This is a genomic window from Polaromonas sp. C04, from assembly GCF_002002705.1.
GTDB lineage: Bacteria > Pseudomonadota > Gammaproteobacteria > Burkholderiales > Burkholderiaceae_C > Rhodoferax_A.
Window position 1 is genome coordinate 106,091 of sequence record NZ_MUNS01000023.1, and the last position, 12,922, is coordinate 119,012.

General features: G+C 62.0%; 12 protein-coding genes. 5 read left to right on the forward strand and 7 right to left on the reverse strand.

Going from position 1 to position 12,922, the window contains the following annotated elements; genetic code table 11:
* Positions 1–4 precede the first annotated feature (4 nt).
* From B0E49_RS05525 to B0E49_RS05555, 7 genes are all read right to left on the reverse strand, one after another.
* A complete protein-coding gene (locus B0E49_RS05525; RefSeq protein WP_077561007.1) occupies positions 5–2,107 on the reverse strand; it encodes a 3-hydroxyacyl-CoA dehydrogenase NAD-binding domain-containing protein in 2,103 nt (700 codons plus the stop codon).
* 111 nt (positions 2,108–2,218) lie between these two features.
* Positions 2,219–2,914 carry an ABC transporter ATP-binding protein gene (locus B0E49_RS05530; RefSeq protein ID WP_077561009.1) on the reverse strand — a complete coding sequence of 232 codons (696 nt, stop codon included), beginning with the start codon at positions 2,912–2,914 and terminating at the stop codon, positions 2,219–2,221.
* Between the two features lie 88 nt (positions 2,915–3,002).
* Positions 3,003–3,773, reverse strand: a complete 771-nt coding sequence (locus B0E49_RS05535) for an ABC transporter ATP-binding protein (protein ID WP_077561011.1) — start codon at positions 3,771–3,773, stop codon at positions 3,003–3,005.
* Positions 3,770–5,062 carry a branched-chain amino acid ABC transporter permease gene (locus tag B0E49_RS05540; RefSeq protein ID WP_077561013.1) on the reverse strand — a complete coding sequence of 431 codons (1,293 nt, stop codon included), beginning with the start codon at positions 5,060–5,062 and terminating at the stop codon, positions 3,770–3,772. The genes B0E49_RS05535 and B0E49_RS05540 overlap by 4 nt, the downstream gene beginning before the upstream one ends.
* A gap of 4 nt (positions 5,063–5,066) precedes the next feature.
* A complete protein-coding gene (locus B0E49_RS05545) occupies positions 5,067–6,014 on the reverse strand; it encodes a branched-chain amino acid ABC transporter permease (RefSeq protein ID WP_077561015.1) in 948 nt (315 codons plus the stop codon).
* A gap of 99 nt (positions 6,015–6,113) precedes the next feature.
* Complete coding sequence (locus B0E49_RS05550; protein WP_077561017.1) at positions 6,114–7,358, reverse strand: branched-chain amino acid ABC transporter substrate-binding protein; 1,245 nt, start codon at positions 7,356–7,358, stop codon at positions 6,114–6,116.
* 128 nt (positions 7,359–7,486) lie between these two features.
* Positions 7,487–9,130 carry a 3-(methylthio)propionyl-CoA ligase gene (locus tag B0E49_RS05555; protein WP_077561019.1) on the reverse strand — a complete coding sequence of 548 codons (1,644 nt, stop codon included), beginning with the start codon at positions 9,128–9,130 and terminating at the stop codon, positions 7,487–7,489.
* A gap of 119 nt (positions 9,131–9,249) precedes the next feature.
* Between B0E49_RS05555 and B0E49_RS05560 the strand changes: the two genes are divergently transcribed.
* The 5 genes from B0E49_RS05560 (at position 9,250) to B0E49_RS05580 (ending at position 12,848) form a co-directional block, all read left to right on the forward strand.
* On the forward strand, positions 9,250–10,752 hold the full coding sequence (locus B0E49_RS05560) for a protein adenylyltransferase SelO (RefSeq protein WP_077561021.1): 1,503 nt from the start codon (positions 9,250–9,252) through the stop codon (positions 10,750–10,752).
* Positions 10,749–11,159, forward strand: a complete 411-nt coding sequence (msrB, locus tag B0E49_RS05565; RefSeq protein WP_077561023.1) for a peptide-methionine (R)-S-oxide reductase MsrB — start codon at positions 10,749–10,751, stop codon at positions 11,157–11,159. Before B0E49_RS05560 ends, msrB begins: the two co-directional genes overlap by 4 nt.
* A complete protein-coding gene (locus tag B0E49_RS05570; RefSeq protein ID WP_077561025.1) occupies positions 11,156–11,701 on the forward strand; it encodes a septation protein A in 546 nt (181 codons plus the stop codon). Before msrB ends, B0E49_RS05570 begins: the two co-directional genes overlap by 4 nt.
* 11 nt (positions 11,702–11,712) lie before the next feature.
* A complete protein-coding gene (locus tag B0E49_RS05575; protein WP_077561283.1) occupies positions 11,713–11,991 on the forward strand; it encodes a BolA family protein in 279 nt (92 codons plus the stop codon).
* A 71-nt stretch (positions 11,992–12,062) separates the two neighbouring features.
* On the forward strand, positions 12,063–12,848 hold the full coding sequence (locus B0E49_RS05580) for a peptidylprolyl isomerase (RefSeq protein ID WP_077561027.1): 786 nt from the start codon (positions 12,063–12,065) through the stop codon (positions 12,846–12,848).
* Positions 12,849–12,922: the final 74 nt, after the last annotated feature.

Sequence of the window (12,922 nt, forward strand, 5' to 3'; positions counted from 1 at the left end):
GTCCTTATTGGTTAAACGTCTTGCCTTCGGCGACCAGCTTGGCCAGCAGCGGCGCGGGTTGCCAGAATTTGGCGTCGTCGAGCGGGTTCTGGGCGAAACGGTGCATGGCCTGCACCACGTTGAACAGGCCGACCTGGTCTGCGTACAGCATCGGGCCACCGCGCCAGAGCGGGAAACCGTAGCCGGTGAGGTAGACCATGTCGATGTCGCTGGCCTTGGACGCAATGCCTTCTTCGAGGATGCGGGCGGCCTCGTTGACCAGCGAGTACACCAGACGCTGCACGATTTCCTCGTCGGAAATCTTGCGCGGCGTGATGCCCAGCGACTTGCGGTGCTCGGCAATCATGTCTTCCACCAGCTTGCTCGGAATGGCGTCGCGCTTGCCGGCCTGATAGTCGTACCAGCCGGCGCCGGTTTTTTGCCCGAAGCGGCCCAGTTCGCAGAGCAGGTCGGCCGTCTTGCTGTACTTCATGTCGGGCTTTTCCGTGTAGCGGCGCTTGCGGATGGCCCAGCCAATATCGTTGCCGGCCAGGTCGCCCATGCGGAACGGACCCATGGCAAAGCCGAACTTCTCGATGGCCTTGTCCACCTGCGAGGGCGTGCAGCCTTCGTCCAGCAAAAAGCCGCCCTGGCGGCCGTATTGCTCGATCATGCGGTTGCCGATGAAGCCGTCGCAGACACCGGAGACCACCGAGGTCTTCTTGATTTTCTTGCCCAGTGCCATGACCGTGGCCAGCACGTCCTTGCCCGTCTTGGCGCCGCGCACCACCTCGAGCAGCTTCATGACGTTGGCCGGGCTGAAGAAGTGGGTGCCGATCACGTCCTGCGGACGCTTGGTGAACGCGGCGATCTTGTTTACGTCGAGTGTGGAGGTGTTGGAGGCCAGGATCGCGCCGGGCTTCATCACTTCGTCGAGCTTCTCGAACACCTTTTGCTTGACGCCCATTTCCTCGAACACGGCCTCGATCACCATGTCGGCGTCTTTCAGGTCGTTGTAGTCGAGCGTGGTGGACAGCAAGGCCATGCGCTGCTCGTACTTGTCCTGCTTGAGCTTGCCGCGTTTGACCTGGGATTCGTAGTTCTTGCGGATCGTGGCAATGCCTCGATCCAGCGCCTCCTGCTTCATCTCCAGCATCTTCACCGGGATGCCGGCGTTGAGGAAGTTCATGGAGATGCCGCCGCCCATTGTGCCGGCGCCGATAACGGCTATCGATTTAATAGCGCGTTGTGGTGTATCGGCGGGGACGTCGGGGATTTTGGAGGCAGCCCGCTCGGCCATGAAGACATGCCGTAGTGCGCGGCACTCGGGCGTCCACATCAGGTTGATGAAGATCTCGCGCTCCGCCAGCATGCCGGCGTCAAACTTCTGTCGAGTGGCTACTTCAACCGCATCGACACACTTGGCGGGTGCCGGGAAGTTTTTCGCCATGCCCTTGACCATGTTGCGCGCAAACTGGAAATACGCGTCGCCCAGCGGGTGCTTGCACGGCAGGTTGCGCACCAGCGGCAGCGGACGCGCCGCAGCGACGGAGCGGGCATAGGCCAGCGCCTCTTCCGGCAACGATTCAGCCGAGGCAGCCATCCTGTCGAACAGCTTCTGGCCGGGCAAGGATGCCAGCATCTCGCTCTTGACGGGCTCGCCGCTCACGATCATGTTGAGGGCCGTTTCCACGCCGAGTACGCGCGGCAGGCGCTGCGTGCCGCCGGCACCGGGAATCAGGCCGAGCTTGACTTCGGGCAAGGCCACGTTGCAGCCGGGCGCGGCAATGCGGTAGTGGCAACCCAGCGCGAGTTCCAGTCCACCGCCCATGGCCACCGAATGCACTGCGGCCACCACCGGCTTGGACGAGTTCTCGACGGCCAGGATCACGCTCAGCAGATTGGGTTCCTGCAGCGCCTTGGGCGTGCCGAATTCATTGATGTCGGCGCCGCCCGAAAAGGCCTTGCCGGCGCCGGTGATGACGATGGCCTTGACGGCCGCATCGTCATTCGCCTTGGACAGGCCATCGGTAATGCCGAGCCGGGTTGCATGCCCCAGGCCATTGACCGGGGGATTGTTCAGGGTGATCACGGCAACATCGCCGTGAACTTTGTATTCTGCCGTCATGCTGGTGTTCCTTGAAAGAAGAAAAAGAACGAACGTTCGCTTTTGATTCTAGAAGCTTTATGTTGCACCGCAACGCTTCATTGTCCCGACAGGGACAAGCTTACGCGCAACTCAAACTTCCAGCCATTCCTTGCGGATATCGTTGTTGGCCCGCAGCGTGGCGGGCGTGCCCTGGAACACGATGCTGCCATGCCCCATGACCAGTGCGCGATCGGAAATGGCCATGGCAATAGTCAGCTTCTGCTCGATCAGCAAAACGGAAATGCCGCGCTCCTTGAGCGTCTTGAGGTACTCCCCGACCAGCTCGACGATCTTGGGCGCGAGGCCTTCGGTGGGCTCGTCGATGATGATCAGGTCCGGGTCACCCATCAGTGTGCGGCACAGGGTCAGCATCTGCTGCTCGCCGCCGGACAGCACGCCGGCCTCGGTGTGCTGGCGCTCCTTCAGGCGCGGAAACATCCGGTACATGTCGTCGAACGACCAGCGGCTGCCCTTGCCCTTGCCTTTTTGGCCCAGCATCAGGTTTTGCTGCACCGTCAACCGGGGGAAGATGTCGCGGCTCTCGGGCACATAGCCAATGCCGGAGTGGGCGATCTCGTAGGCCTTCCTACCCAGTGTCTCCTGGTCTTTCCAGCGCAGCGAGCCTTCGCAATGCACCAGGCCCATGATGGCCTTGGCCGTGGTGGAACGCCCCGAACCGTTGCGCCCCAGCAGCGCCACGATTTCGCCGGGATGGACCTCGAACGAGACGCCGTGCAGCACATGGCTCTTGCCGTAGAAGGCGTGCAGATTGTCGATTTTCAGCATGTCGGGACTCCCGCCAGGCCGCCCCCAGGGAGGCTTGCGCCCCCTTGGGGGGCAGCGATTACACGAAGTGATGAGCGTGGATGCGCCATCAATGCCCTCCCGCCTGCTGGTCGGCGACCGAGGAGCCAAGGTAGGCCTCCTGCACGCGCTGGTTGGCGCGCACCGCCTCGGGAACGTCGAAGGCCAGGACCTCGCCATACACCACCACGGCAATCTTGTCAGCCAGGCCGAACACCACACCCATGTCGTGCTCCACGGTCAGCAGGGTCTTGCCTGCGGTGACTTCCTTGATCAGTCCGATAAAACGCGCAGTCTCTGATTTGCTCATACCCGCCGTGGGTTCGTCCAGCAGGATCACATTGGCGCCGCCCGCGATGGTCACGCCGATCTCCAGCGCGCGCTGCTCGGCATACGTCAGGTTGATGGCCAGCACATCCCGTTTCCTGTCGAGCCGGATCATTTTCATCAAGGCATCGGCGCGCTCGTTGGCGTCGTCCAGATTCGCCAAAAACTTCAGGAAGGTGTATTTGTAGCCCAGGCTCCAGAGCACACCGCAGCGCAGGTTCTCGAACACGCTGAGCTTGGGAAAGATGTTGGTGATCTGGAAGCTGCGCGACAGGCCCAGGCGATTGATCTCGAAGGGCCGCTTGCCGTTGATGCGGTGGCCGTTGAGCAATACATCGCCGCTGGTCGGCTCGAAGCGGCCGCTGATCAGGTTGAACAGCGTGGACTTGCCGGCCCCGTTGGGCCCGATGATGGCGACGCGCTCGCCCGCCGTCACGGCCAGGTTCACGCCGCGGATGATCTCGGTCTTGCCAAAACTCTTGCGCAGATCCTTGAGTTCAAGTGCGAAGCTCATAGGGCCTCCCGGCGCTTTGTTTCATGTTCGATGAACTCCTGAATGGCGCTCCATTTGCGGGCAAATTGCCGACGGGTGAACTCGAACAGAACGATACCCACCCCCATCACGAAGCCCGCGCCCAGCCAGCTGCCCAGCGCGTTCACATCAAGCGTGACCCCCATGAAAGGCGTGGCCGACCCCTGGCCCGCGTTGAGCTGCACGTGGTAGACCATTTCGATCAGGGCGGCCGCACCCACCAGGATGACAAACGCCGTTGCCGCCAGCGCCAGGTAGTTGACCAGCAGTTGCTTGAGCTTGCCAAACGAGGCGACGCGCACGTTCATCATGATCAGGCTGGCAATACCGCCGGGGGCATACATGACCATGAACAGGAAGGCGAGTCCCAGGTACAGCAGCCAGGCCCTGGTCAACTCGCTGAGCACTACCGTGGCCAGCACCATCAGAATACCGCCGATGATGGGGCCGAAAAAGAAAGTGGCCCCGCCCAGGAAGGTGAACAGCAGATAGGCGCCCGAGCGGTAGCCGCTGACCACCTCGGAGGTCACAAGCTCGAAATTCAGCGCCGCCAGCCCGCCTGAAATACCGGCAAAAAAGCCCGCAACGAGAAAGGCGATGTAACGCACCATCTGCGTGTCGTAGCCCACAAACTCGACGCGCTCCGGGTTGTCGCGCACGGCGTTGAGCATGCGCCCCAGCGGCGTGCGCGTGAAGGCGAACATGAGCGCCGTGCAGACAAAGGTGTAGATCGCGATCAGGTAGTACAGCTGGATCTGCGGGCCGAAGGTGATGCCCAGCGGGTGAGCACCGGTGACCCGGTCGCCCGAGATCCCCCCCTCGCCGCCAAAAACCCCCGGGAACATCAACGACATGGCCGCCACCAGCTCGCCAATCCCCAGCGTGATCATGGCAAAGGTGGTGCCGGATTTCTTGGTGGTAACCCAGCCCAGAAGTACCGCAAAGGCCAGGCCGCCCAAACCGCCGACCAGCGGCACCAGGCTGACGGGCAAGGGCAGTTTGCCCGCGCTGACCAGATTGAGCACATGGATGGCCAGAAAGGCCCCCAGGCCCGAATGCACCGCGTGACCGAAACTGAGCATGCCGCCCTGCCCGAGCAGCATGTTGTAGCTCAGGCAGACGATGATGGCCACGCCCATCTGGCACAGCATGGTCTGGCTCAGGCTGCTGGTAAAGACCAGTGGCGCCACCACCAGCACCAGGGCAAAGCCCGACCAGATGATGAATCGCCCGACGTTCAGCGGTTTGAATTGATAGACATTGGATCGCATGCGGTCAGCCCTCCCGTGTACCCAAAAGACCCTTGGGCCGGAAGATCAGGATCAATACCATCAACAGGTAGGGCAGGATCGGGGCCACCTGGCTGAGCCGCATGCTCCACAACGCATAGCCGAACGTGTCCGGCGTGATGTGCAGACCCAGCATGCTGGCGCCTCCCAGCATGGAGCTGTCTATGCCGACCGCCAGGGTCTGGATGATGCCGATCAGCAGGGACGCCAGAAAAGCCCCGGCCAGCGAGCCCATGCCGCCGACCACCACAATCACAAAAATCACCGAGCCCACAGCTTCCGCCATGCCGGGCTCCGTGACAAAGGCATTGCCGCCAATCACCCCGGCCAGACCGGCCAGTGCCGCGCCGCCGCCGAACACCAGCATGAAGACGCGCGGCACGTTGTGGCCCAGCGATTCGACCGCCTGTGGATGGGTCAGTGCCGCCTGGATCACCAGGCCGATGCGCGTGCGCGTGAGCAGCAGCCAGATACTGAGCAGCATCAACAGCGCCACCAGCATCATGAAGCCGCGGTACATCGGAAACTGAATGCCGTACAGCGTGAACAACGGGCCGCCCAGCATGGCCGGAACCCGGTAGTCGACCGAGCCGCGGCCCCACACCAGCTGCACCAGTTCCACGATGATGTAGCTCAACCCGAACGTGAGCAGCAGCTCGGGCACATGCCCGAACTTGTGGACCCGGCGCAGGCAGTACCTCTCAAAGGCTGCGCCGATCAGACCCACCAGCAGCGGCGCGATGACCAGGGCCGGCCAGAAGCCGATCACCCGGGTCGTGCTGTAGGCGAAAAACGCGCCCAGCATATAGAAACTGGCGTGGGCAAAGTTGAGCACGCCCATCATGCTGAAGATCAGCGTGAGGCCCGAGCTCAGCATGAACAGGAGCAGCCCGTAGCTCAGCCCGTTCAAAATCGAGATGGTGTAAAACTCCATGGGATACCCGTCTGGTCAGTGGCCGTGATTGCAGAGTAGATCAGGAATAAAAAAGCCGGGACGGCCTTTGCAATCCCGGCTGGTCCCGCCGCCGCTGGCTTAGCCCTCGGTGGGGCGTTTCATCTGGCAACTGGTCGGGGTGCTTGAGACATACGGCTCGAACTGCTTGACCGGCGCAAACGTGTAGCCCGTGTTCTCGTTGCTGTAGGGGTACTTCGCGCTCACCTTCTCCCACTTGGTAATGAACAGGCTCTGCTGCAACTGGTGGTCCGCCTTGCGCATGGTCACGTCCCCCGCGAAGCTCGGAACCTGCATGCCTTCCAGGGCGAACGCCACCTTGACCGGATTGGTCGACTTGGCCTTGAGCATGGCGGCGTCCAGCAGCTTGATGCCGTTGTAAATCGCAAACGTGTAGAAATCGTCGTTGTACTTCTTCTTGAAACCCTCCACGACCTTGCCCAGATCGCCGGTCGTCTGGGAGTAGCCATAGGCCACCACGTAAACCTGGCTCTTGTCGCCCATGGCGGCGAGCGCCGTCGGCGTGCCTGAGACGCCGGCATAGTAGGTGTACATCGGCAGATTCAGGCCGGCTTCGCCCAGGGCTTTGACGAACAGCGTCAAATCGGTGCCCCAGTTGCCGGTCACGATGGCGTCGGCGCCCGACTGCTTGATCTTGGCCACATAGGGCGAAAAATCCTTGACCTGACCGATTGGCACGTAGTCATCGCCAACAACCTTGATGTCCGGCCGTTTGCGCTTGATGTCCGCCTGAAAGTACTTGGACACCTCGTGGCCATGCGAGTAGTCCTGATCCAGCAGGTACACCTTCTTGACCTCGGGCTTGTCTTTCATGAAGGTGGTCAGTGCCTCCATCTTCATGGTGGTATCGGCATCGAGGCGGAAATGCCAGAAGCTGCAGTTCTCGTTGGTCAGGGGTGGCGACACCGCGGCATAGTTGAGGTAGACGACCTCCTTGCCGGGATTGCGCTCGTTGTACTTCGTCACCGCTTCCGACAGCGCCAGCGCTGCACCCGACCCGTTGCCCTGAGTGACATAGCGATAGCCCTGGTCGATGGCCGCCTTGAGCTGGGTCACGGCACCCTGAGGCGAGCCACCGGAGTCAAAAGGGTTGATTTGAAAAGTTACGCCCGCCGGGTTGTGGCTACCGGCAAAATAGCTGGCGACATACTGCCAGCTCTTGAGCTGGTTTTGCCCCACATTGGCGAAGGGGCCCGACAGCCCCTCGATCATGGCAATCTTGACAGTCTCGCCCTTCTGGGCAAAAGCGGCCCCGGCACAGGCCACGATGGCGCAAGCCGCCACAGTCTTAATGACAAATCTCATGGAAGGTCTCCAGTAAATATCAACTGCTGAGCGTAATCAGTTTCATGCACCGCCGCACACAGGGATTGTCCTAGGTCCTATCACCAATGTGACTGCGAGCGGTGCGGAACTTGCCGGCGTCCCTTGAATCATGTGTTCGGCAGCTTGTAGTCCTTGAGCATTTCCCTCAGCCGGGTTTTCAGCATCTTGCCGGTCGCGCCCAGCGGGATGGCATCGACGAACACCACATCGTCGGGAATCTGCCACTTGGCGGTCTTGCCTTCATAGAACTTGAGCAGCTCTGCCGCCGTGACCTCCATGCCGGGCTTCTTGACCACGACCACGATGGGACGTTCGTCCCACTTGGGGTGATGGATGCCAATGCAGGCCGCCATCGCCACCGCCGGGTGTGCCACCGCGATGTTTTCGATGTCGATCGAGCTGATCCACTCGCCACCGGACTTGATCACGTCCTTGCTGCGGTCCGTGATCTGCATGTAGCCGTCGGCGTCGATGGTGGCGACGTCGCCCGTGGGGAACCATTCCACGCCGTTGTCATCTTTCACCAGCGGGTTGCCGCCCTCGCCCTTGAAGTATTCGCGCACCACCCAGGGACCCTTGACGTACAGGTCGCCAAAGGCCACGCCGTCCCACGGCAACTCCTTGCCGTCGGCGTCGACGATCTTCATGTCGACACCGAAAATCGCGCGGCCCTGCTTCAGGCGGATCTTCATCTTCTCGTCGGCGGGCAGATCCAGATGCTTGTTCTTGAGCGTGCACAGCGTGCCCAGCGGCGACATTTCGGTCATGCCCCAGGCGTGCAACACTTCCACGCCGTAGTCGTCGTTGAACGCCGTAATCATGGCCGGCGGGCAAGCCGAGCCGCCGATCACGGTGCGCTTGAGCGTGGAAAAACGCAGGCCGCCCGCCTGCATGTGCATGAGCAGCATCTGCCACACCGTGGGCACGCCGGCGGCGTAGCTGACCTTTTCGCTCTCGATCAGTTCGTAAATCGATTTGCCGTCCATCGCCGGGCCCGGAAACACCAGTTTGGCGCCGGTCATGGCGGCCGAGTACGGAATGCCCCAGGCATTCACGTGGAACATGGGTACGACCGGCAGGATGGCGTCGCGGGCGGACAGGCACATCACGTCCGGCAGCGCGGCGGCATAGGCGTGCAGGAGGGTGGAGCGATGGCTGTACAGCGCCGCCTTGGGGTGGCCCGTGGTGCCGCTGGTGTAGCACATGCTGGACGCCGTGTTTTCATCGAAACTGGGCCAGTGGTAGGTGGATGACTGCGCACCAATCCACGCCTCGTAGCTGATCAAACCCGGAATGCCGCTGTCCTGAGGCAGCTTGTCGGCATCGCACAGTGCGACGTACTGCTTGACGGTAGTGCACTTGCCGTGGAAGGCCTGCACCAGCGGCAGGAACGTCATGTCGAAGCACAGCACCTGGTCTTCGGCGTGGTTGGCAATCCAGGCGATCTGGTCGGGCGCCAGACGCGGGTTCAGGGTGTGCAGCACGCGGCCCGAGCCGCTCACGCCAAAGTACAACTCCAGATGGCGATAACCATTCCAGGCCAGCGTGGCCACCCGGTCCCCCTGCTGCAGCTTCATGGCATCGAGCGCATTGGCGACCTGGCGCGCACGCGCGGCCACGTCTTTGTAGGTGTAGCGGTGAATGTCGCCCTCGACCCGCCGCGACACGATTTCGGCGTCGCCATGGTGGCGCTCGGCAAAATCGATCAGCGACGAGATCAACAGAGGTTGGTTTTGCATCAAACCCAGCATGGGGTCTCTCCTTTTATGTAACAAACTGATGTGCAACAGTATCGCGCAGCCAGGTGCGCCGCGCATGGGGAATTGCCCTGCATCCGTCGGCCACCGGTCAACTGCGGGACAATACGGGCATGAACATGGTTGAGGATTTTGCCCCGGAAGTGGAGCTTGGTTTGGCCTGGCGCAACAGCTTTGCGCAGTTGGGCACCGACTTTTACACGCTGCTGCCACCGCGCCCCCTGAGCGCGCCCTACTGGGTCGGGCGCAGCGCCAGCGTGGCGCGCGAGTTGGGGCTGGAGCCGTCGTGGTTCGAATCACAAGACGCGCTGGAGGCGTTTTCTGGCAACCAGGCCATTGCCGGCACGCAGCCGCTGGCCAGCGTTTACAGCGGGCACCAGTTTGGTGTCTGGGCCGGGCAACTGGGCGATGGCCGCGCCCTGCTGCTGGGCGAGACCGCCTCGGGCTACGAGGTGCAACTCAAGGGCAGCGGCCTGACGCCCTACTCCCGCATGGGCGACGGCCGTGCCGTGCTGCGCTCGAGCATTCGAGAATTTTTGTGCAGCGAGGCGATGCACGCCCTGGGTATCCCCACCTCACGGGCGCTGTGCGTGACCGGCTCGGACGCACCGGTACGCCGCGAAGAAATCGAGACCGCCGCCGTGGTGACCCGCGCCGCGCCGAGCTTCATCCGTTTTGGCCATTTCGAGCATTTTTCGGCGCGCGAGCAATATGCGCAGCTCAAAACACTGGCCGACTACGTGATCGAGCGCTTTTATCCGGCGTGCCGGGAGACGGACAGGTTTGCCGGCAACCCCTACGCCGCCTTCCTTGAAATGGTCAGCGAGCGCACCGCGCGCATGCTGGCGCAGTGGCAGGCCGTGGGCTTTTGCCACGGCGTCATGAACACCGACAACATGAGCATCCTGGGCCTGACGATCGACTACGGCCCTTTCCAGTTCCTCGACGCATTCAACCCAGCGCACATCTGCAACCATTCGGATCACCAGGGCCGCTACGCCTACAACAAGCAGCCGAACGTCGCGTACTGGAACCTGTTCTGCCTGGGCCAGGCGCTGCTGCCGTTGATTGGCGAGCAGGAACTGGCGCTGGCCGCGCTCGAATCGTACAAGACCGTGTTCCCGGCCGAGCTGGGCGCGCGCATGCGGGCCAAGCTGGGCCTGACCGACGAACAGCCCGGCGACATGGAACTGATCGAGTCCATCTTCAAGCTGCTCGCCAAAGATCGGGTCGACTACACGATCTTCTGGCGCCGGCTGAGCCACTGGGTCGGCGGCCGTGCGGCGAGTGATGCCCCGTTGCCCGACGATTCAGTGCGCGACCTGTTCCTCGACCGGCCCGCAATCGACGCCTGGCTACTACAATATTCAGAGCGGCTTGCCAAGGTGGGTCATGGGCTGGCGGCAGATTTGATGCTCAAAACCAACCCGAAGTTCGTCCTGCGCAACCACTTGGGCGAACAGGCGATTCGCCTCGCGAAACTAAAGGACTTTTCCGGAGTCAACACCTTGCAGCGCCTGCTGGAGGCCCCATTTGCCGAGCATCCGGGGTTTGACAGCTACGCGGACTTCCCGCCCGACTGGGCATCCACCATCGAGATCAGCTGTTCATCATGAGCCACAAGATTGAGAAAACCGAGGCCGAATGGAAGGCGCTGCTGGCGCAAAAAGGGGCCGAGCCGGTCGCCTTCGAGGTCACGCGCCACGCCGCCACCGAGCGGCCGCATACCGGCAAGTACGACGACCATTGGCAGGCGGGCACCTATGCCTGCGTCTGCTGCGGCGCCAAATTGTTCGACTCCAGCACCAAATTCGACGCCGGCTGCGGCTGGCCGAGCTTTTCGCAGGCGGCCGATCCTGCCGCCATCGAGGAGCATGTGGACCGCACCCTGGGCATGCAGCGCACCGAGACCCTGTGCGCTGCATGCGGCGCGCACCTCGGCCATGTATTTGAAGACGGCCCGGCCCCAACCGGACTGCGCTACTGCATGAACTCGGCTTCGTTAGACTTCAAGCCCAAATGAAGCTCCTCCTCGACTTTTTCCCCATCATCCTGTTTTTCGCGGCCTTCAAGTTCGCGGGCATTTATGTCGCGACGGCCGTGGCCATCGCCGCCACGCTGATCCAGATTGGCTACCTGCACTACAAGCACGGCAAGGTCGAGCCCATGCAATGGATCAGTCTGGGCGTGATCGTGCTGTTCGGCGGCGCCACGCTGATCTCGCACAACGACACCTTCATCAAGTGGAAGCCCACCGTCCTGTACTGGATCATGGGCGGTGCCCTGCTGCTGGGGCAGCTCATCTTCAAAAAGAACCTGCTCAAGTCGCTGATGGGTGCCCAGATGGAGTTGCCCGAAAACGCCTGGCGCATGATGAACTGGAGCTGGACCGGCTTCTTTGCGGCCATGGGCGTGCTCAACCTGTGGGTGGCCTTTCACTATGACCTGGACACCTGGGTCAACTTCAAGCTGTTCGGTGGACTCGGGCTGATGGCGCTGTTCGTCATCGGCCAGGCGCTGTTCCTGGGCAAATACATCAAGACCGACGAGGCCAGCGGCTCATGAACAGCACCAACATGCCCCCCACCAAAATCGCGCCGGTCAGTGCGCAGGCGATGGCCCGGCAACTGCAGCAGGTACTGGCGCCCACGCAACTGGAGGTGCTCGACGAGAGCGCCGCCCACGCGGGTCATTCGGGTGCCAACGAGGCGGGTTTCGGCTCGCACTTCAGGATACGCATTTCGTCACCTCTGTTTACCGGGCGCACACGCGTGGCGCAGCATCGCCTTGTGTATGATGCGCTGCAAGAATTCATTGACCAGGGCGCCCACGCCATCGCCATTGAAGTGCTCTGACTTCGCACTCTGAACACTGCCGCCCCGGCGGCATCCCACGTTTTATCCCCCAGCACCCTTGAGGAAACCTTATGAAGAAGCATTTTCTGTCCGCCTTTGCAGCCGCTGCTGTCATGGGCGCACTGGCCCTGCCCGCCGCCGCGCAAAACGTGGCCATCGTGAATGGCAAGGCCGTCCCGCAGGCGCGCGTGGATGCGCTGGCGCAGCAGGTGGCCGCCTCGGGCCGGCCCATCACGCCGGAAATTACCGCGCAAATCAAGACCGAAGTCATCGCCCGCGAAGTCTTCATGCAGGAGGCGCAAAAGCGCGGCCTGGACGTCACCCCCGATTTCAAGAACCAGATGGAGCTGGCGCGCCAGACCATCCTGATTCGCGACCTGTTTGCCGACTTCCAGAAAAAGAATCCGGTGACCGATGCCGACGTCAAGGCCGAGTACGACAAGTTCGCGGCCACCAACGGCGGCCAGGAATATCACGCGCGTCACATCCTGGTGGACACCGAAGACCAGGCCAAGGCGATCATTGCCCAGCTCAAGAAGGGCGCGAAGTTTGAAGACATCGCCAAAAAATCATCGAAGGACACGGGCTCGGGCGCCAAGGGCGGCGACCTGGACTGGGCGAATGCCGGCAGCTACGTCAAGGAGTTCTCGGACGCCATGGTGAAACTGAAGAAAGGCCAGACCACCGACACGCCCGTGAAGACCCAGTTCGGCTACCACATCATCCGTCTGGACGACGTCAGGACCGCCCAGTTGCCCAAGCTCGAAGACGTGAAGCCGCAAATCGTGCAGCAGCTGGAACAGCAAAAGCTGGCCGCATTCCAGGAAGACCTGCGCGCCAAGGCGAAGATCGAATAAGCCAGCGCTGGAGCCAGCGTCCGTTCCTTGAAAAAATGCGGCTTCGGCCGCATTTTTCGTGGCATCGCATCGCG

What these genes read in the sequence shown, in the direction of transcription:
- B0E49_RS05525 (WP_077561007.1), bottom strand. Translation starts at nt 2,107, where the DNA reads ATGACGGCAGAATACAAAGTTCACGGCGATGTTGCCGTGATCACCCTG.
- B0E49_RS05530 (WP_077561009.1), bottom strand. Translation starts at nt 2,914, where the DNA reads ATGCTGAAAATCGACAATCTGCACGCCTTCTACGGCAAGAGCCATGTG.
- B0E49_RS05535 (WP_077561011.1), bottom strand. Translation starts at nt 3,773, where the DNA reads ATGAGCTTCGCACTTGAACTCAAGGATCTGCGCAAGAGTTTTGGCAAG.
- B0E49_RS05540 (WP_077561013.1), bottom strand. Translation starts at nt 5,062, where the DNA reads ATGCGATCCAATGTCTATCAATTCAAACCGCTGAACGTCGGGCGATTC.
- B0E49_RS05545 (WP_077561015.1), bottom strand. Translation starts at nt 6,014, where the DNA reads ATGGAGTTTTACACCATCTCGATTTTGAACGGGCTGAGCTACGGGCTG.
- B0E49_RS05550 (WP_077561017.1), bottom strand. Translation starts at nt 7,358, where the DNA reads ATGAGATTTGTCATTAAGACTGTGGCGGCTTGCGCCATCGTGGCCTGT.
- B0E49_RS05555 (WP_077561019.1), bottom strand. Translation starts at nt 9,130, where the DNA reads ATGCTGGGTTTGATGCAAAACCAACCTCTGTTGATCTCGTCGCTGATC.
- B0E49_RS05560 (WP_077561021.1), top strand. Translation starts at nt 9,250, where the DNA reads ATGAACATGGTTGAGGATTTTGCCCCGGAAGTGGAGCTTGGTTTGGCC.
- msrB (WP_077561023.1), top strand. Translation starts at nt 10,749, where the DNA reads ATGAGCCACAAGATTGAGAAAACCGAGGCCGAATGGAAGGCGCTGCTG.
- B0E49_RS05570 (WP_077561025.1), top strand. Translation starts at nt 11,156, where the DNA reads ATGAAGCTCCTCCTCGACTTTTTCCCCATCATCCTGTTTTTCGCGGCC.
- B0E49_RS05575 (WP_077561283.1), top strand. Translation starts at nt 11,713, where the DNA reads ATGCCCCCCACCAAAATCGCGCCGGTCAGTGCGCAGGCGATGGCCCGG.
- B0E49_RS05580 (WP_077561027.1), top strand. Translation starts at nt 12,063, where the DNA reads ATGAAGAAGCATTTTCTGTCCGCCTTTGCAGCCGCTGCTGTCATGGGC.